At 58.2% G+C, this 17,705-nt stretch carries 16 protein-coding genes; 3 read left to right on the forward strand and 13 right to left on the reverse strand.

The features are described from left to right. Positions 1–3: 3 nt before the first annotated feature. Positions 4–195 (reverse strand): hypothetical protein, encoded by a 192-nt coding sequence (locus AC2GXZ_RS25825; protein ID WP_483762103.1) that lies wholly within the window; start codon positions 193–195, stop codon positions 4–6. 12 nt (positions 196–207) lie between these two features. Continuing rightward, positions 208–1,185 (reverse strand): LysR family transcriptional regulator, encoded by a 978-nt coding sequence (locus tag AC2GXZ_RS25830; protein WP_483762104.1) that lies wholly within the window; start codon positions 1,183–1,185, stop codon positions 208–210. 373 nt (positions 1,186–1,558) lie between these two features. Between AC2GXZ_RS25830 and AC2GXZ_RS25835 the strand changes: the two genes are divergently transcribed. After that, positions 1,559–2,935 carry an aminotransferase-like domain-containing protein gene (locus AC2GXZ_RS25835; protein ID WP_483762105.1) on the forward strand — a complete coding sequence of 459 codons (1,377 nt, stop codon included), beginning with the start codon at positions 1,559–1,561 and terminating at the stop codon, positions 2,933–2,935. Between the two features lie 599 nt (positions 2,936–3,534). Here AC2GXZ_RS25835 and AC2GXZ_RS25840 read toward each other — a convergent pair. After that, a complete protein-coding gene (locus tag AC2GXZ_RS25840; RefSeq protein ID WP_483762106.1) occupies positions 3,535–4,929 on the reverse strand; it encodes an HD-GYP domain-containing protein in 1,395 nt (464 codons plus the stop codon). A 220-nt stretch (positions 4,930–5,149) separates the two neighbouring features. On the opposite strand from AC2GXZ_RS25840, the gene AC2GXZ_RS25845 reads away from it, so the two are divergent. Next, positions 5,150–6,274 (forward strand): GGDEF domain-containing protein, encoded by a 1,125-nt coding sequence (locus AC2GXZ_RS25845; RefSeq protein ID WP_483762107.1) that lies wholly within the window; start codon positions 5,150–5,152, stop codon positions 6,272–6,274. A gap of 186 nt (positions 6,275–6,460) precedes the next feature. Here AC2GXZ_RS25845 and AC2GXZ_RS25850 read toward each other — a convergent pair whose 3' ends face one another. After that, positions 6,461–8,008 (reverse strand): MFS transporter, encoded by a 1,548-nt coding sequence (locus AC2GXZ_RS25850; protein WP_483762232.1) that lies wholly within the window; start codon positions 8,006–8,008, stop codon positions 6,461–6,463. A 152-nt stretch (positions 8,009–8,160) separates the two neighbouring features. Between AC2GXZ_RS25850 and AC2GXZ_RS25855 the strand changes: the two genes are divergently transcribed. Further along, positions 8,161–9,081, forward strand: a complete 921-nt coding sequence (locus AC2GXZ_RS25855) for a LysR family transcriptional regulator (protein ID WP_483762108.1) — start codon at positions 8,161–8,163, stop codon at positions 9,079–9,081. Between the two features lie 74 nt (positions 9,082–9,155). Here AC2GXZ_RS25855 and AC2GXZ_RS25860 read toward each other — a convergent pair whose 3' ends face one another. The 9 genes from AC2GXZ_RS25860 to AC2GXZ_RS25900 are packed head-to-tail and all read right to left on the reverse strand — an operon-like array spanning position 9,156 to position 17,682. After that, on the reverse strand, positions 9,156–10,028 hold the full coding sequence (locus tag AC2GXZ_RS25860; RefSeq protein WP_483762109.1) for a D-amino-acid transaminase: 873 nt from the start codon (positions 10,026–10,028) through the stop codon (positions 9,156–9,158). 55 nt (positions 10,029–10,083) lie between these two features. After that, positions 10,084–11,019, reverse strand: coding sequence for a 2-hydroxyacid dehydrogenase (locus AC2GXZ_RS25865; RefSeq protein ID WP_483762110.1), 936 nt, complete (start codon positions 11,017–11,019; stop codon positions 10,084–10,086). 23 nt (positions 11,020–11,042) lie between these two features. Continuing rightward, a complete protein-coding gene (locus tag AC2GXZ_RS25870) occupies positions 11,043–11,456 on the reverse strand; it encodes a VOC family protein (RefSeq protein ID WP_483762111.1) in 414 nt (137 codons plus the stop codon). A 36-nt stretch (positions 11,457–11,492) separates the two neighbouring features. After that, complete coding sequence (locus tag AC2GXZ_RS25875) at positions 11,493–12,716, reverse strand: glutamine amidotransferase-related protein (protein WP_483762112.1); 1,224 nt, start codon at positions 12,714–12,716, stop codon at positions 11,493–11,495. 26 nt (positions 12,717–12,742) lie between these two features. Next, the gene (locus AC2GXZ_RS25880; protein WP_483762113.1) at positions 12,743–13,912 is read right to left on the reverse strand and encodes a M24 family metallopeptidase; all 1,170 of its coding nucleotides are present in this window, start codon (positions 13,910–13,912) and stop codon (positions 12,743–12,745) included. Beyond that, positions 13,909–15,006, reverse strand: coding sequence for a mandelate racemase/muconate lactonizing enzyme family protein (locus tag AC2GXZ_RS25885; RefSeq protein WP_483762114.1), 1,098 nt, complete (start codon positions 15,004–15,006; stop codon positions 13,909–13,911). The genes AC2GXZ_RS25880 and AC2GXZ_RS25885 overlap by 4 nt, the downstream gene beginning before the upstream one ends. Continuing rightward, the gene (locus tag AC2GXZ_RS25890) at positions 15,003–16,166 is read right to left on the reverse strand and encodes a M20 family metallopeptidase (RefSeq protein WP_483762115.1); all 1,164 of its coding nucleotides are present in this window, start codon (positions 16,164–16,166) and stop codon (positions 15,003–15,005) included. Before AC2GXZ_RS25890 ends, AC2GXZ_RS25885 begins: the two co-directional genes overlap by 4 nt. 26 nt (positions 16,167–16,192) lie before the next feature. Beyond that, on the reverse strand, positions 16,193–16,942 hold the full coding sequence (locus AC2GXZ_RS25895) for an amino acid ABC transporter ATP-binding protein (RefSeq protein WP_483762116.1): 750 nt from the start codon (positions 16,940–16,942) through the stop codon (positions 16,193–16,195). Positions 16,943–16,953: 11 nt separating this feature from the next. Beyond that, on the reverse strand, positions 16,954–17,682 hold the full coding sequence (locus tag AC2GXZ_RS25900; RefSeq protein ID WP_483762117.1) for an amino acid ABC transporter permease: 729 nt from the start codon (positions 17,680–17,682) through the stop codon (positions 16,954–16,956). Between the last annotated feature and the right edge of the window lie 23 nt (positions 17,683–17,705).

Here is a 17,705-nt window from a genome sequence, read left to right on the forward strand (position 1 = left end):
AGACTAGGTGTCCGGAAAAGAATTCTTGCTGAAAGGCTCGCCGATTTCTTTACCGGAGCCGTATTTCAGCTCCTCGACAATGCCGCTTGCCTCTTTGACCGCACGCCCCAATCTGGCAAGCTGCGACTTGAGATCTTGAACCGCCTGTTCGCGTAACGGCTCGGCTGGCGTTTGACGGTTATCATTGGCGGACATTTTCAAGCCTCATCATTCCGTGCATCTGGCAAGACGAGCGAAACCTGATGTTTCCTCCGCAGCCAGGATCAGGGATCGCGTCACCGGCGACGGTTCCAGCCGTTGCGAACTCACAAAACCAACCGTCTGGCCGTTATTCGCCCCTCTCAATTCGATCAGGCGAAAATCCAGCTCGTCATCGAGATCCTGGACAAAACCATAGGGCACGATGCCGCACCAAGCCCCCTTGCGGACACGCGAGCAGAGTTGCGTAAAAGAATTGACCGTTATCAACGGCGTGGACCGCATACGGCCACCGACAGATACGCCACACGATATTCTTTCAGCGGTCGTATCTCCTTCCAGAAGACAGACCTGCTCGCCAAGCGTTTCGTGCCACATCATGGAAGAGCGGGCGGCAAGAGGATGATTCGTGTTGCAGATCAGGACATGCCTTTCGTCATAAAGAGGAACCGAGCAGACGCTCTCCAAACCGTCACCATCCATATAGGTGATCGCGCCATCAAGCTCGAACCCATCCAAACCGCGCCGGATCGCCCGTTCGTCCATAGTCGCAATATCTATCGAAGCTTCGGGATGACGATCGCGAAAGTGTGTGGCCACGCGCGCGGCATATGGAACTAGCGTTGGAATGACGCCCAGTTTAATCGCACCGCTTACACTTCGAAGATCACCGCTCAGGTCCCGCAGCATGCTTTGATAGTCGAGCAGAATCCTGCGGCTCCATTGCAGCGCAAGCTCACCCTCCGCAGTCAGACCGGCGAAGCGGTTGCCGCGGATCACCAATGGCGCTGCTAGGTCGCTTTCGAGATTGCGGATCGCAATCGATAATGTCGGTTGCGCAACCCGGCACGCTTCGGCAGCGCGCGCAAAGTTCTTCTCCTCCGCCAGTGCAACAAAATAGGTGAGGTTTTTGAGCACAGCGCCATCCCATGGAACAATTCGATATATTGCGTGGGATATATCGATACTCAAGTCAAGGATGAACATGCGGTGCAACTATTATTCAATTTCTCGGTAAAAAGATGGAGATCGTGAAACCGGCGTCAACACACGGATCGATGGAAGCTAATCCACTGCATAACGGTATTTGCCTGTTGAGGTGGCCATGTCAGTTCGGTGGAACCGTTCAATAAAACTACCTGAGCATAGTTTTCCATATGTTGGCCGCTGCGGAGTGCGATCTTGTCGATCCTGTAGCGACGACATTGCACTCCACCAGATTCAGAAACGCCCCAGATCCCTGCCTAGGACCCGGTCGTCTGCGACATTTCGCGCACGCATGAAATTATGCTTCATTGCTGAATGTATGGATGGTATGTAAATTGTATGTATTATTGACCATACATTATCGGCTCAGCTCATGTGGAATGCACGAATTGTCGGCGGCGGCCGTATAAAATACATCGGCCTGGCGGATGCCCTGGAGCAGGACATCCAGGCCGGTATCATTGCGGCTGGTGAACGATTGCCGCCGCAGCGTTCCATTGCCGAAGCGCTTGGCGTCGACCTGACAACGGTAACCCGGGCCTTCAACGAAGCACATCGCCGTGGACTTATTGAAGCGCAAATCGGCAGGGGAACCTTCGTAAGGGACCATTCGAGCGAGCGTATCTCGAAGGTTCGTCCCGCAGCACTCGACCTCAGCATGAACATTCCATGCCAGCCGGAGGACATCGATTTTCAGCGGTTGATGCCCAAAGGGGTTGGTGCAGTGCTTGCAAACGGCAAGGGACTGTTGAACTTGCATTATCAGGATAGCGCCGGTGCAGAACCGGATAGGCAAGCAGCGACCAGATGGCTCAAGCAGCGTATCGAGAACGCGAATTTCGATCGTATCGTTGTTGCGGCTGGAGCCCAGACTGCGCTTTTTTCCACCTGTGAGCTTTTGCTGTCTCGAGGTGACGTCATCGCGGCCGGTGAATTCACCTATCCCGGCTTGAAGGCTGTCGCATCTCAAATGCGCTTGGTAATCGATCCGATCGCAATGGATGACGAGGGACTGTTACCCGAGGATTTCGAGCGCAGTTGCCGGATCAGGCCACCAAAGCTTCTCTACGTGATCCCCAATATCGACAACCCGACAGCCGCGACGATGACCGAACCACGACGTGCGGCTATTGTGGACATTGCGCGCCGATACGGCGTGATGATCGTAGAAGATGATCCTTACGGGCCCCTGCTTGAGGCGCCGAGCCGCAGCTTTGCGGATCTCATGCCGGAGGCGACGTGGCATATTTCGACACTTTCCAAGTGTGCGACACCGGCATTGCGAGTTGCCTACGTCCTCGTGCCCAAAGCAACAGATGCCCTGCAACTCGCATCTGTTACCAGAGCCATGATGCTGATGGCGCCTCCGCTCATGTCAGCACTCGCAGCCAACTGGATAATGGACGGGACACTGGCGGACGTGACGGCGGCCATCAGACGCGAAACGCTGAAAAGGCAGATGCTTGCATCGTCGCTGCTCGGCGCCTTCGATCGCTCCGCCAACATGTTCGGCCACCACGTCTGGCTTCGGTTACCCCGCGGCCAGCGCGCTGACGACCTGGTCGAGGCGGCGGTGCGCGCGGGCGTGCTCATCGTTCCAAGCTCTGCGTTTGCCGTGGGCAAGTGTACGACGGAGGCGGTGCGAATATCCCTCGGTGTTGCGTCCGACCGCAGCGATCTTGAGGACGGATTGAACCAGCTTGCCGGTCTTGTCACCCAAGCGGCCCCGCTTGCCCGGGTGATCGTCTAAACAAACTGCGGAAACATGGGGCAAGCCCAATCATGCCATTTGGTCGGAGTTTTATGATGGAAGTGAGATTAGACGATGGATTGAACAAAAACTGAAGCTGCTAAAGCAGCTGTCTTGAGATCGTGCGTTTCACGATAGTTAGTATCAAATAACAGGCTGGAGATATTCAAAATGGATTGGGTAGATTGGTTCCCCTTGGTCTTCTTTCCGTTGAAGCTTATTGTGTTAGGCACGGGTATGTTCTTCGCAATCAAGTGGCACCGTGATCAAGAGAAGAAGAAATAATGCAACCAGCGGACCTTAGGCGCCCGCCGAACACACCTTTGACACCTCAGATTACTCAGCCGGTATCGAGTTATGCGGCGGCAATTCCCCGATGCGACTACTGGAAAGCGTCGGCAGACGGTTCAGCGCAGAACGACTTCATAGCCCGGGTCGCTTCCCGTGAGATCGACGCCAAGGTACAAACAAAAGCTCTTCGGCAGCTGCGGGGTTATTTTTCGAGTGTTGTTAGGGAAAATTGGTTACGGGGCATAGTGACCGCAACAAAGGTGGTTCGGCGGCGCTCAGCAGCCTGACCGAACAGCCCGCAGGCGAAGCTAAGCCGCTTGCGCGTCCTTTCGAAGCTCTGCCCAGAGAGGCTGGCCGCCATCCTGCCCGAGCGAGGTTTTGGCCAGTGCCCGTTCCAGTGCCTCAATGCAGATAGGATCATGTGACTGCCCCGCCCCCTCCCAGAGGATTGCGAAAGCTTTGGCGATTGGCATGGCTGGCCGATAGGGTCGATCTGCCGTGAGCGCGTCGAAAACGTCCGCTGTGGAAACGATCCTCACTTCCATCGGGATATCGTCTGCGCTCAATCCGCGTGGATAGCCTCGCCCATCGAGCCGTTCGTGATGTGCTCCGCCAATCTGCGCCGCGTCTGAAAACGCCCCGATCGTAGAGAGGATGTGTTCCGAAAATTCGGCGTGCCGCTTCATCTGCAGCCACTCGCCGTCGTCAAGTTTACCCGGCTTGTCGAGGACGTTGTTGCTCACGCCAAGCTTGCCGATGTCATGAAGCAGTGCTGCTCGCTTGAGAAGCCGCCGGGCTTCAAAATCGATGCCCATTTCTTCCGCGATCAGATCGGTAAAAAGAGCAACTCGATCGCTATGCCCTGAAGTGTAAGGGCTCTTCGCGTCGATAACCTTGGCGAAGCCGGCGGCAATATCATCGAGATAATCGTCATCCGCCAGGATCGCATGCTGTCCCGGCTCCGAGGCAAGCACGATCGCCTCCAGATCCTTGGCACCCAGGGTCCTCCAGAACTCCGGGCGTTCGGCGACAGCGACAAAGGCTTCGACAAGCGACGGATCGAACCACGCAGCTTTGCGCTTGCTGATCTCCCTGATCGCACTTCTCTGGCCGCCGCTGATGTGAAAAATGTCGATCACCTGGGCAAGCAGGGCTATCCGGGAAAACAACGGGATCTGACCGCCAGCGATCCCCGCTGGCTTTCCACCGCCGTTCCAGTGCTCATCAAGCCCCAGAATGCCCTGCGCGACATCTTCGGAAAACCGCATCTGACGGGCGATCTCCGCCCCACGCTGGCAGCGGGTCTGGATGAGTTCTGTCGAAAGTTCCCCGCCATTCTGCAGGATGTTAAGGATGCTGCGGAACCGCTCCGCCAGCCCGGCCTGCATGCCGGTGTGGCCGATAACAAAACGCAGCACCTGGCTCAGGCTACCGTCGACCAGCTTGAAGTCATGCTTGAAGCTCAGATCGTCCGCTAGATAGAGTTCGCAAATGCGCGCCGCATTGCTGCTGCAGCCAAGATCTTTGAGCAGAAGCGTATAATAGAGGTCGCGTAGCTGATCGTCATCAAGACCGATCTCGCGGCCGATATGCGCCCCGATGTAGCAACACCGGATGCAGTGACCTTCTGGCTGGCCCTCGGTCATGTCAAGCGCCTTGCTCAGCGCCTCGATGATTTCCGCCAGGCGGATCTGAATTCCCATTATGAGGTAGCCCCGTTTGTGGGGGCAGCCTATTCAGAGAAGATTGCCGAACGATTGAACTGGCGACCGAAAATCGGAATTACGTCACGCAATCAATATATTAGATATGCATAAATTCGGATTTACCGACTATTGACTCAAACGCATGGCCATTCTGCCAAGTTAACTTGCCGGAGTGACTTCGGTCGTATGGAAGAGTCCATTGGACTGGAACTAAACAATGTCGCTGGTCGGCCTCCTCATTCACATTCTTGGCCTTATGGGCCTTATCGGGATTTCCGTCGGCAGCATCGAACGCCTGACTATTTCGCCGCGAGTGATGACAATTGCCAAGGGAATGCCCTATGGCCTTGCCGCTTGCGCCGCTATGATCACCCCGGTCATCCTGGCTGACGGGACAATGCTCAACGGCCGTTCTCTATTTCTGGCCTTTTCAGCCGCCTTCGGGGGCATAGGTTCGTTTCTGACTGCGACTGCGATCGCAGCCATCGGCATAAACCAGCTGACGAATATCGAATTCATGGACACTGTCAGGCCCACGATGCTTGCCGGCGCGATAGGGCTATTCTGGCACTTTCTTGTCTATCCCCGTCTTGGGATGAAGATCGTAAGTCTGGTCATCCTGGGCATGATGGTTTCCGGATTGGCGCTTCTGCTGCTTGTAATGCCTTCAGGTCAGGGGAGTGCTCATTTCCTGCGAACATACCCGGCGGCCCTGGGAGGGTCGCTTGCCGCAGCCTTGATCCTCGGCCGGTTTGTCGAGCGTGAGCGCCGCTATTTCGGCAGAGAGGTGCAGTGGCGAAACGAAGCTTACATCGACGCGCTGACGTCACTTGGCAACAAGCGTGCATTCTTCGAGACGTCGGCCTCGCTTTCTGGACGGCTATCCGCCTATTCCGTTCTGGCGATCGACGTCGATCATTTTAAACACGTCAATGACACATACGGTCATGACGCAGGCGATATCGTCCTGCATACGCTTGCTTCAACGATCGTTGATGTGCTGCCGAAAAGAGATCAGGCCTTCCGTCTCGGCGGCGAAGAGTTCGTCGTCATTCTGCATGCAACCGAGGTAGATGCCGGGTACGAGCGAGCAGAGATTTTGAGGAAGGCTGTCGAAGCAACCCCGATAAACATTGGCGCCGGGGCGATCCGAATAACCGTGAGCATTGGTGTTGCAGACAGCTCGCAGGCCCAAGAGCCCTCACGCATATTGTCCGAAGCCGACAAAGCTCTATACCGAGCGAAGGAGGCTGGGCGAAACCGAACCGCCACCGCTGGAAGGTCTCCCGACCCTGTACTCGCGCCGGAAAACGAGCCATCAACCCCGAAGGCTTCCAGCTGATATTAGGGCTAGGAGAGCGCCGATTTCACCTCGGCGCTCTGAGCGTTGCCCCGGCACGGCTCCCTCAGGCTTCCATGCCTTGATGCGATGCGAACCACGGGCCGGTCGTTATAGAAGCTTTCGTCGGCAGGGCTTTCATGAGGTCGGCGGAAGGATGTGCCATTGCCTCCGCCAACTCCGTCGTTCTCAAGAACTTGCTGCGCTCTCACAACCAGAAATTTCGGCACGTGTATCGCCATCATGCTGCTTGCGAAGGACAAGCATGACAACGATAGCCGTCGCGATGGTCACTGACCCCAGGAGCATGAGGAGTACAGTGAATGCCTCGCCGTAGTGCTGCGTTATCGCGGCTTTCGAAACAAGCGGAATGGCCTCGGCCGCACCGTTCAGATCACCAGTGACCAGGCGTTGGGCTGCCAGAGCCGTTTGCGCGTCGGCCATTCCGACAAGGCTGTTCTGTGTCAAGGCCGATAAAGCAGCGGTGACGATTGCCAAGGCGACGCCCTCGCCAGCGACACGCGTGGTGCTGAATATGCCCGTTGCCATGCCAGCGCGCTCCTTCGGGACCACACTGACAGCAAGGCCATCCATGAGCCCCCATGGCAGGCTGATACCGATACCGATCAAGAGTAGCGGCCACATGATGACGGATGCTTGCGCGCCGATTGTCGTCTCACTCAGCCAGAAAAGGCCAATGGCCGAGACCAGCAGGCCGATGCTGCAAATGACGGCTGCAGAAAACCAGCGGGTCAGAAGACCTGCAGCTATGGGAAGCACCAGCAGGGGACCGGACAGCGCGATCATAAGTTTTCCCGCGGCAACTTCATCCATGCCTTCGATGCCGACGAAGCGGATGGGAAGAAGCACCAGGAGAACCACGAACGCATAGGCTGGCGCTGCAGCCAGGAGCTGGACGCCCACAAAGCGGGGATATTGGAAGAGGGTCAGATCAAGCATCGGCTGCTTTACCGACCGCTCAACACGATAAAAGATAAACATCAGCAATGCCGCGCCGCCGAGCGAAACGATGACGATCGGATCAGACCATCCTGTTCCAGGCGCCCGCAGGACAGCGTAGGTGAACAATGTCAGCGCGAGCGTGAACGAAGCTGCACCCATCCAGTCAAGCGACGATGCATCCGGATTGCGCGTTTCCAAGAGGAAAAGTGCTCCAAGCGGTAGTGCGATGATGACCAACCCGACAACTGGGATAAAGATGGAAGGCCACCCGAATGTCTCGACCATCAGGCCCGAAGCTATAGGCCCAAATGCCAAACCGACGCCGAAGCTCGCGCCCACTAGGCTGAAGGCTCGCATGCGTGCGGTTCCGGCAAACTCCTGCGCGAGCGACGCCATGCCACTGGCGAAGGCCGCAGCTGCGCCAAAACCTTGAAGCGCCCGCAAGATGTCAAATGCGACAATATTGGGTGCCAAGGCCAAGGCCGCGGAAAATACACCAAAAGCCACGAGGCCCAGCAGGTAGACGCGCTTGCGGCCATAGCTGTCGGCAAGGGCGCCAAACACCATCAGCGTACTGCCGAAAGTGAGCATGAAGGCATTGGTGATCCAGGCAAGCGAAGATGGGTCTCCCCCCAGGGAGCGGCTGATAGCCGTAAGCGCCACTGCAGGGCCTGTGAAAGTCAAAGGCATGGCCGCTGATGAGCAGCAGATCGCAAAGAGTATGATGAGCCGGATTGCCAGTGGCCGAGGCCGCTCGATAGTCGTGTTGTCCATAATTTCCACCGATAAAGAACGTGATGGCGGCGCGTGTCGTCTGAAGTCTCGATGGACATCACGCCGCCATTGAAGATACTGGGTTTGGATCGGGAAGATTATGGATGGCAAATTCCGGGTATTCCGGAGTAAAACGATCGGATGAGATTGCGATGGATCAGTGGAATGGTCTGACAGCTTTTGTGAGAACCGCTGATCGCGGCAGCTTTTCCGCCGCAGCAAAGGCCTTGGGTATATCGGCGTCAGCGGTTGGAAAATCTGTTTCCAGCCTGGAAAGGCAGCTTGGAGCCCGACTACTTCAGCGCTCTACCCGGAGCCTTCGGCTCACCGAAGAAGGCAAGGATTTTTACGAGCGGTGCCGGCGAATTCTGGATGATCTGGACGATGCCCAAGCGTCTCTCACAAGGGCCGTCTCGGCTCCCAGAGGCCGGCTAAGGGTTAGTATTCCACTGGTGAGCTATCACCTGCTTCTGCCCCTCATCCCGGAATTCGTTGCACTCTATCCCGAAGTCGAGCTGGATCTGGATTTCACCGATCGTATCGTCGATCTCATTGAGGAAGGCGTGGACGTCGCAATCCGCAGCGGTGATTTGGCAGATTCAAGACTGATGTCGCGATCAATTCGACCATTCCAGATGGCGTTATGTGCCGCGCCTTCCTACCTGGAACGCTTTGGTGTCCCCCAGCATCCGCGCGAACTGGAAAACCATCTGGCAATCCGTTTCCGCTTCCCGAATAGCGGCAAGGTCCAGGATTGGCCGTTTTCTTCAGTGGCCGATCACGAAGATCCTAAACCACGGACCATCATCACCTGCAACAACATGGAGGCATTACGCGGCGCAACGATGAGCGGTCTCGGGATCGGCTGCATGCCAGACTTTCTTGCGAGATCACCTATCGCAAATGGCCAGATGGTATCGATCCTCGGAGACTATCTGGATGGCCCGGCACGTTTCCATCTTGTCTGGCCATCAAACCGACACCTGTCACCCAAGGTGAGAGTTTTCGTCGATTTCACAAGCGAGCGCCTTCTGACAGCCGACCTGACGTTTCTTACGCGTGAGACGCGGTAGGTTTTGACTGCAGACCAGGCCACCGGTTCCCGTTGCTTGGTGCCGGTGGCTTGCCCGGCAATAGTCTGCTTCTTTTAAATCCGCGCGCCAACGGCCTTGCCGATGTAGATTTCCCGCAGGCGGCTGCTGACGGGGCCAATCCTTCCGTCGCCAATCACATGCCCGTCGATCGACAGGACGGACATAACGAAGGATGTCGCAGAGGTGATGAAGGCTTCCTTCGCCTCAAGTGCTTCGGCAATGGTGAACGGGCGTTCTTCCAGAATGTAGCCGGCTTCCTGCGCAAATCCGAGAACAGCTGCGCGTGTGATGCCATGAAGAATATCAGCCGACAGCCCACGCGTGATGATCTTGCCATCGGCGGTGACGATATAGGCATTGGCGGAGGAAGCCTCGGTGACAAAACCATCCTGCACGAGCCAGGCATCGTCCGCACCGACCTCGTTTGCGGCATTCTTCGCCATTGAAGGATAGAGAAGCTGCACGGTCTTGATGTCACGGCGACCCCAACGGATATCGGGCAGCGAGATGACCTTGAGGCCGCGCTTGGCAAGCGGGCTCTCGAGCACCGGTCGCGACTGAGTAAACATCACGACGACTGGTGGCGTATCCTTCGACGGAAAGTTGAAATCCCGGTCGGCATTGCCGCGGGAAATCTGCATATAGATCAGACCTTCGTCGACCTTGTTGTCGATGACCAGTTTGCGATGGATGGCCAGCAGCTCGTCGCTGCTCATCGGCACCGGCATGTCGAGCTCCTTCAAGGAACGCTGGAGCCGGGCCATATGCCCATTGAAATCGACGAGTTTGCCGCCGATTACGCAGGTGACTTCATAGATTGCGTCGGCAAACAGGTAGCCGCGGTCAAAGATCGAGACCTTGCCCTGCGATTCGGGGCAATATTGTCCGTCGACATAAACGATGCGTTCAGAAGAGATCATGTTCATTCAATTCCCAAAAAGATAGGTTGTGATCGCCGGATGGCGCCATGATGCGGACACGTCAGTATCCGCGCGTGAGGTCGACAGTGGATGGAAGCTTAGACGTCTCCCGATACGTCCTGATGTTTCCGGCAACGATTGCCGCGGCCGTGTCGCGGTCCGTTGGCGCAGAGATATGCGGCAGGACGGTAATGCCCGGATGATCCCAGTAGATCGCTTCGGTCGGAAGCGGCTCGACATCGAACACATCGAGGACCGCATGTTTCATCGCACCTGCGTCAAGTGCCTTGATAAGGTCATCACCGACCACGATCGGCCCCCGTGCGAAGTTGATCAGAGAGGCATCTTGCGGCAACAGAGCAAGCCGTTCGGCATTCAGCAGACCGCGTGTCTCTTCTGTCAGAGGGAGGAGGCAGATCAGGATATCGGACCGGCCGATTACCTCTTTGAGGCCAGCCCCGCCGTCAAAGGTTTCAATCCCATCGACGACTTTCGTCCCGCGGCTCCAGCCGATCACATTGAAGCCCGCCTCCTTGAGGCGACCGGCTGCCGCGGCACCGAGGGCACCAAGGCCGAGAAGACCGACCGTCACAGCCTGCGGACGCCTGTAGGCGATCTGCTGCCAGACATGGTGTCGCTGGAAACGGGCATAGGCCGGCATGTCGCGGAACAGGTAATACGTCCAGGCCAGCACCGCTTCAGCCATCGTCTGGCTGAGCTGTGGATCGACCAGGCGAACGATCGGCAGGTTGCTCTCACCGAGTTCGCCGACCAGCCGTTCGACACCGGCCCAGACGCTATGGATCCATTTCAGCCCGGGCAGCAGCGCGATATCTGCCGGATCCGGATTTGCAACGATCGCGATATCGACCTTGGATCGCGATGCCTCGTCAAGCTGCCGGAAGGGAATGATCGTTTCGCCGGGCATGTTCGCCGACAGCACACCCAGCCACAGCCGTTCCGCCTCCTCGGGCATTCGCGTTACAAGCGCAATCATCGGGCCGCCTCCATTCTTTCCTGTCAGTGCGCGAATACGCTGTCGAAATCCTTGAAGCCCTTGACCTCGATCGGATTGCCGCTCGGATCGAAGAAGAACATCGTGCGCTGTTCGCCTGGCTCGCCTTCGAAACGTACGACCGGCGGTATGTCGAAAGTGATACCGGCATCTTCAAGGCGCTTGGCGAGCGCCAGCCAGACATCAAGCTCCAGAACGACACCGAGATGCGGCATCATCACCGTGTGATTACCGACCTTGCCGGTGCGCGTCGTCTCGAACGGTTTGCCGAGATGCATGGAAATCTGATGCCCGAAGAAATCGAAATCGACCCAGGTATCGGTGCTGCGCCCCTCTTTGCAGCCAAGAACGCCGCCATAAAAGCGGCGGGTCTCGTCGAGATCGGTGACGTGGTAGGCGAGGTGAAAAAGCGATCGCATGGGGTTTCCTCTGATTTGTTTTGATTGAATGAAGGCTTATGCCGCCGTCCGACGACGGAGATCGGCCGCTTGCAGGAAGGCAACCAGCAACGGATGAGGCTGACCGGGACGCGACGACAATTCAGGATGTCCTTGCATCCCCATGAAGAACGGATGATCGGCCACTTCGACTGCATCCACCACGCAGCCCGAGAGACCTCTGGCAGTGACGCTGAGGCCGTTTGCCTCAAGATCCGGCAGGATGGCGGGATTCAGTCTGAAGCGATGGTTGCAGCGCACGGCATCATCCCAACCGATGAGAGACGCCAGTCGGGAGCCGGGCGTGGCTATCGTCTGCTGGTCACCCGTTCGGTGTTCGGGCAGCAGCGTCCCATCGGCATCGCCTTCGCCGGCCATCGCAATGAATGTCTTGATCCCCGCTTGCGGATCGGCTTCGGCTAGATTGGCATTCCGGCGGCCAAAGGTACGCCATGCGACGGCCGTTGCCATGGTCTGCATGCCGAGGCACAGGCCGACGGTCGGAAGCCCGCTTTCAAGTGTGAAGGCCGCAACGGATGTCTGCCCCGCCACGTTCTTCATGTCCGCCCCACCGGGAAGTAGAATTCCGGCATAGGCGTCAAGAATTGCGGGATCTTCAACCTGAGCGAACAGGACCGGATCGATGAATCGTATATTGATCGACATCGAGAGGCTTTCGGCCGCATCTGCAAGACTTGCGAGCGCTGCCGGATAGACATCCCGGTGATCGCTCTCCGCTCCGACCAGCCCGATGGCCATCTGGGCAGGTTTTGCCGCAACGGGTTGCTTTAAAATGATGCGACCGAAACGATCTCGCCAGGCAAGCACCGCCTGCGTGACTTCATCCCTGAAATAGTCGCCATCGTCGAAAGCCGTGATCGTTTCGACTTTTATCCCCCGCGCCGATGCGCTGGACAGGAGTTCTGCCGGCACCTTGGCGTCAGCAAGAAATGCAGGATGGATCGGCACGACGACGTCGTTGAGACGTGCCGCATCGAGGACCTTATCGGTGGAAGCAACAGGCGATGCAGCCTTGCCCGACAATCGTTCGAACCAGCAAAGCCCGCTTGCGGCCAGCCCGCCGGACGCGATCACATGTTGTTCCGCGTCCGCATGAAGTGTGGTGTCGAACCTGGCTGCGACATGCATGAAGTCGCAATCTCTGACCGCCGCAATGGCAGCGGCAACTGCGCCATAAAGCGCGGGGATTGCGGTGTCGTGATAAACGAGGATCAGGCCCATCGTCAGCTCCGTTCGATCCTATCGTTTCAGACGATCAGGAGATCGCGGTCGATCGTGCCGAGTGCGCGATAACCGGTTTCGGTGATGACGATCGTTTCGCTGACACCGACCGTGAAGCGGCCATAGATGCGCAGGGCCGGCGGCAGGTGGAAGGTCATGCCCGGCTGCAGCTCGGTCTTGACGCCTGCGTTCAGGCTCAGGATCGCGCCCTCGCCCCAATCCGGCGCAAACGAGATCCCGACGCTGTAGCCGAGGCGCTTCTTGAAGTTTTCGGTATAACCGGCGCGATCGATAACCTTCTGGCAGGCGATATGCGGCACTTCGCAGGCCTCGCCCGGACGGATGGCATCGAGGGAAACCTGCAGCGCCTCCTGGCAGACCTTCATCATATCGGCGGCTTCCTTTGGCGGTTCGCCGATCCAGGCCGAGCGCATCAAGGCTGCGTGGTAACGATCGTGGCAGGCCGCCATTTCGAGGAATGCCGGATCGCCGGCCGCAATTGCGCGGCGGCGCCAGGTTCCATGCGGCACGCCGGTGCGCGGGCCGACCGAGACGAGCGGCTCCATGCCGAGATATTCGGAGCCGGCAGCGATTGCAGACCCCATCATCGCCGCGACGAGATCGTTCTCGGTGGCGCCGACGCGAACGGCCGCGAGACCGGCACGCATGCCTTCGTCGACATAGGCTGCTGCCTTTTCAAGCTTCTCCACTTCAAGCGGCGACTTGATGGCGCGGAATTTCTCGATGACGCCGGCGCCATCGCCGATCGTGCCAAGCCGGGCCTGCAGCGCTTCATAGACAGCGATCGGCAGGAACCAGCCACGCTTGTCGATGGCAATCCGCTTGGAGGCCAGACCGCGGCTTTCGATCAGCTTCACCAGAAGGCCGAGCGGATCCTCGCCGTCCTGGTAGACGACAGCGTCGGAAATGAACGTGTTGGCGATGAAGTTGAAATATTCGAGCTGGCGGATGAGGAAGACCGGATCACCATCGGCCGGCAGGATCAGTGCCTGGAACGTGTAATAACCCGGCGTCTGCTGGCCGGTCAGGTAAAAGATATTTTCCGGGCCGGTGACGACCAGAGCGTCGAGGCCTGCCGCTGCGAGCCCTTCGCGGGCGAATGCCTGCCGGCGTGCATATTCTTCTTTCGGGAAGGCGGATTCCTGTCCCTGGATGATATCGCTGGGAATGCTCATGCTTCAAACTCCTTGACCAGACGCGCCTTCGACGCATCGAATTCCAAACCCAAACCCGTTGTGGCAGGTCCTTCGACACCGCCATCAAGATAGACCAGCCCTTGCGCGGCATCATTCTCCAGACCATCGGCGCCATAGAGCTCGGCAAACCGGGGACCGACCGCGTAGCTCAGATGAAGTGCCGCCGCCGTCGCAACCGCGCCTTCGTTCATCTGCCCGACCATGAACGGGATCTTTGCGCTCGAGAGCCGTTTTGCGGCTGCAAGGCTCGCTGCAATGCCGCCAAGTTTCACCAGCTTCAGATGCGCCCAGAGACGACCCTTGGCGGCGATGATCGCATCGATATCCGCCGATGTGGCAACGCTCTCGTCGAGCATCAGCGGCAGCGGGCTTGCCTCCGCCAGGCGGTTCAGCATGTCCCAGTCACCCGGCGCGACCGGCTGCTCGACATAGGCGAGACCGAAGCGGGCGAGTGTCTGAAGATTTGCTGTGGCTTGCGCCTCGCTCCACGAACCGTTGGCATCGATCGCAAGCTTGACCGCATCGCCGAAACGATCGCGCAGGGCCGCAAGCCGCGCAACGTCCTCTGCAAAGTCACCACCGCCGACGCGCACTTTCAGATCGCGGAAACCGCGTGTCACATAGGTCTCGGCCTGTGCCAGAAACCGTTCCGTCGAGGATATGAACAGGGTCTGGTTGGTAGCGTAACGCACGATCGGCGCAGCACTTCCGCCGAGCATTGTTGAGACCGTGACACCCGTCTCGCGGGCGATCAGATCGTGAAGGGCGATATCGATCAGCATCCGCACCGGCGCGATCACATCCGACCGCGCGGCCAGTTCGGCCTGCATCGCGGCGGGGTCCATCGACCAGTCCATACCGCCCAGGACATCCAAGGCCTTTTCGAGGCAGGTCTCCGGGCTGATGCCATTCAGATAGGCGACATTGATGCGGACTTCGCCGATCCCGGAATGCCGGCCATGCTCCAGCTTCAGGTAAAGCGTGTCGAGACCGCCGACCGGACCGGACGAGGCCGTATGAAGGAGAAGCCCGCCGCCATATCGCAGCATGGCTCTGTGGAGGGAGGCTCTCATGGGTTCGGCCGCAGCATCTTTCTGGCAACGTCGCGATAGATGACGCTGCAGGTGACGAATTCGTCCAGCGGCACGAATTCGTCCGCCTTATGGGCCACAGAAAGACTGCCGGGGCCGATCACCGTTCCCTGCGCGCCGAGCGAGCGGAAATGCACCAGATCGCAGCCGCCCTGGAACCCGAAAGGGCCGGGATCGGCCGTGCCATTCTCCTTGCATGCTTCCAGACTTGCGAGCACGACCGGATGGTCACCGGCCGTTTCCGTGGCGCTGCCGGTGGTCGCCTTGTAATCGACGATCTCGGCCTTCACGCCGAAACGATCATGGGCGTCCTTGAGCAAAGTGGCGAATTCCTGTTTTACCGCATCCTCGTCTTCTCCCGGCACCATGCGCCGGTCGAGCAGCATGTCGCAGGAGCCGGGAAGCACGTTGTCCGCATGGCCACCGGAAATGCGGGTGACAGTCAGGCTCGCTTCGCCGACCAGAGGATGCGTCCGCTTGCGCACGACCTCGCTATGATAGGACTCGATCAATGTCAGAAGCTGGCCGGCACGATAGATGGCATTGTCGCCGAGATGCGGCGTGCCGGAATGGGCGGTGACGCCATGAACGCGCACGACCGGCCGCAGGCTGCCCTTGTGGGCCGAATAGGTCGTGTTGGATGTCGGCTCGCCGACCACCGCAAAATCGATCTTCGGCTTGGTCGCGGCATAATATTTGGCGCCTTCGCTGGCGATCTCTTCGTCACCGACGAAAACGCCGAGAAGCGTGCCCGACCATGTCGTGCGGTCCGCCACCAGCATCCGCATCGCTTCGATCATGGCGATCAGCGGCCCCTTGCAGTCGCAGGCGCCGCGGCCAAAAAGCTTGCCGTCTTCCTCCCGCAGCGTGAAGGCATCGGAGGTCCAGCCGTCGCCGGCAGGCACCGTGTCCATATGAGTATTGAAGGCAAAGACCGGACCCGGACCGTTTTCCAGCCTGGCTTCGACATTGAACCGTCCCGGCTTGTATTCGGTAAGAGAGACCGAGAAGCCCTCATCCTTCAGAAGCCGCTCGACATAGACGGCGACATCGGCCTCGCCGCCGGGCGGATTTTCGCTGCGAATGGCGATGATTTCCGCAAGCTCGCGCTTCATGCGGGCAATGTCTGGCTTATTAGTCATGATTGCATGTTACCTAGTAGTGTCACCTAGTGCAGGATCTGGTCGAGGAAGCGTGTGGCCCGTTCATTGACGGTTCCGCCGAAAAAGGCATCGCGCGAGGCGTTCTCGATCACTTCGCCGTTTTCCATGAAAACGATCTGGTCTGCCGCGCGCTTGGCGAAGCCCATTTCGTGGGTCACCACGATGCTGGTCATGCCTTCGCTGCTGAGCTCGGCCATTACGTCCAGCACTTCGCGGATCATTTCCGGATCCAGTGCCGATGTCGGCTCGTCATACAACATCAGCTTCGGCTTCATGGCGAGCGCGCGCGCAATCGCGATGCGCTGCTGTTGGCCGCCGGAAAGTTCGTCGGGGAAGAAATCGGCGCGTTCCGGAATGCGCACCTTCTTCAGAAGATCCATGGCGACGTCATGGGCATCGCTGCGGCTCATGCCCAGCACCTTCATCGGCGCCAGCATGATGTTTTCGATCGCAGTCAGATGTTGAAAGAGTTCGAAATTCTGGAACACCATGCCGATCTGGCGGCGAACATCCGGCGCGTGGCGCAATTCGCGAGCAATGTCATTGCCTTCGAAGAAGATATTGCCGTCATCGGCCGGCTCGAGCAGATTGATGCAGCGCAACAGGGTCGATTTGCCGGATCCGGACGGGCCGATAATGACCATGGTCTCGCGGCTGCAGACATTCAGGCTGCAGGCCTTCAAGATCTGTAGATCGCCGAAGCTCTTGTTGATCCCCATGATTTCGAGCAGCGGCTGGCGTTCGGAAGCTGTCATCGATTTGTCCTTCATCGGGCTTCTGTCTTTTCGGTGAGCGCAGTCAGGCGCGCCATCAAGGGAACAGAACGACGCTTTTCACGCGGCCGTTTGCGGTCGAGAGCACGTTCGAGAAGATATTGGAGGCCCATGAAAATCGTCGTCAGCGCCAGGTAATAGATGCCGGCGGCGGTCAGTGCCTCGAAATACTTGAAATTGGAACTCGCCGTCTGGTTGGCGACGAGAAGCAGTTCTTCCACGGCCACGACCGAGACGAGAGCACTCGTCTTCAGCATGCCGATCATCTGGTTGCCCGTCGGCGGCAAGACGATGCGGGCCGCCTGCGGGATGACGATGTAACGCATCACCGCAAACCGGCTCATGCCAAGCGCCAGACCCGCTGTCCGCTGCCCCTTCTTGACCGCCTGCAGGCCAGAACGAATGATCTCTGCCATATAGGCACCTTCGTTCAGCGACAGCGCGATTACCGCGCTGACAAAGGCCGACAGCATGATCCCGAATGTCGGCAGCACGTTGTAGATGAAGATGATCTGGAACAGGACAGGCGTGCCGCGGAACAACCACAGATAGACAAGCGTGCCAATCTGCAGCGGTTTGATACGCGACTCCTGTAGCAGCGCCACGACGAGGCCGGTTATCATTCCGAAAAATAGCGAGGTCACCGTGATGACCAGGGTCAGCAGCGCGCCGTGGAAGAAAGCGGGCGAAAAGACATAGTCGAAGACCAGATCAAGTGACATCCCGCTCTCCTTTTCTCGTTGTT

The organism is Aliirhizobium sp. YIM B11859 (assembly GCF_057163345.1).

Bases quoted from the DNA above. Each gene is read 5' to 3' on its own strand.
- AC2GXZ_RS25825 (WP_483762103.1), bottom strand. From the start codon at position 195: ATGTCCGCCAATGATAACCGTCAAACGCCAGCCGAGCCGTTACGCGAA.
- AC2GXZ_RS25830 (WP_483762104.1), bottom strand. From the start codon at position 1,185: ATGTTCATCCTTGACTTGAGTATCGATATATCCCACGCAATATATCGA.
- AC2GXZ_RS25835 (WP_483762105.1), top strand. From the start codon at position 1,559: ATGTGGAATGCACGAATTGTCGGCGGCGGCCGTATAAAATACATCGGC.
- AC2GXZ_RS25840 (WP_483762106.1), bottom strand. From the start codon at position 4,929: ATGGGAATTCAGATCCGCCTGGCGGAAATCATCGAGGCGCTGAGCAAG.
- AC2GXZ_RS25845 (WP_483762107.1), top strand. From the start codon at position 5,150: ATGTCGCTGGTCGGCCTCCTCATTCACATTCTTGGCCTTATGGGCCTT.
- AC2GXZ_RS25850 (WP_483762232.1), bottom strand. From the start codon at position 8,008: ATGGACAACACGACTATCGAGCGGCCTCGGCCACTGGCAATCCGGCTC.
- AC2GXZ_RS25855 (WP_483762108.1), top strand. From the start codon at position 8,161: ATGGATCAGTGGAATGGTCTGACAGCTTTTGTGAGAACCGCTGATCGC.
- AC2GXZ_RS25860 (WP_483762109.1), bottom strand. From the start codon at position 10,028: ATGAACATGATCTCTTCTGAACGCATCGTTTATGTCGACGGACAATAT.
- AC2GXZ_RS25865 (WP_483762110.1), bottom strand. From the start codon at position 11,019: ATGATTGCGCTTGTAACGCGAATGCCCGAGGAGGCGGAACGGCTGTGG.
- AC2GXZ_RS25870 (WP_483762111.1), bottom strand. From the start codon at position 11,456: ATGCGATCGCTTTTTCACCTCGCCTACCACGTCACCGATCTCGACGAG.
- AC2GXZ_RS25875 (WP_483762112.1), bottom strand. From the start codon at position 12,716: ATGGGCCTGATCCTCGTTTATCACGACACCGCAATCCCCGCGCTTTAT.
- AC2GXZ_RS25880 (WP_483762113.1), bottom strand. From the start codon at position 13,912: ATGAGCATTCCCAGCGATATCATCCAGGGACAGGAATCCGCCTTCCCG.
- AC2GXZ_RS25885 (WP_483762114.1), bottom strand. From the start codon at position 15,006: ATGAGAGCCTCCCTCCACAGAGCCATGCTGCGATATGGCGGCGGGCTT.
- AC2GXZ_RS25890 (WP_483762115.1), bottom strand. From the start codon at position 16,166: ATGACTAATAAGCCAGACATTGCCCGCATGAAGCGCGAGCTTGCGGAA.
- AC2GXZ_RS25895 (WP_483762116.1), bottom strand. From the start codon at position 16,942: ATGACAGCTTCCGAACGCCAGCCGCTGCTCGAAATCATGGGGATCAAC.
- AC2GXZ_RS25900 (WP_483762117.1), bottom strand. From the start codon at position 17,682: ATGTCACTTGATCTGGTCTTCGACTATGTCTTTTCGCCCGCTTTCTTC.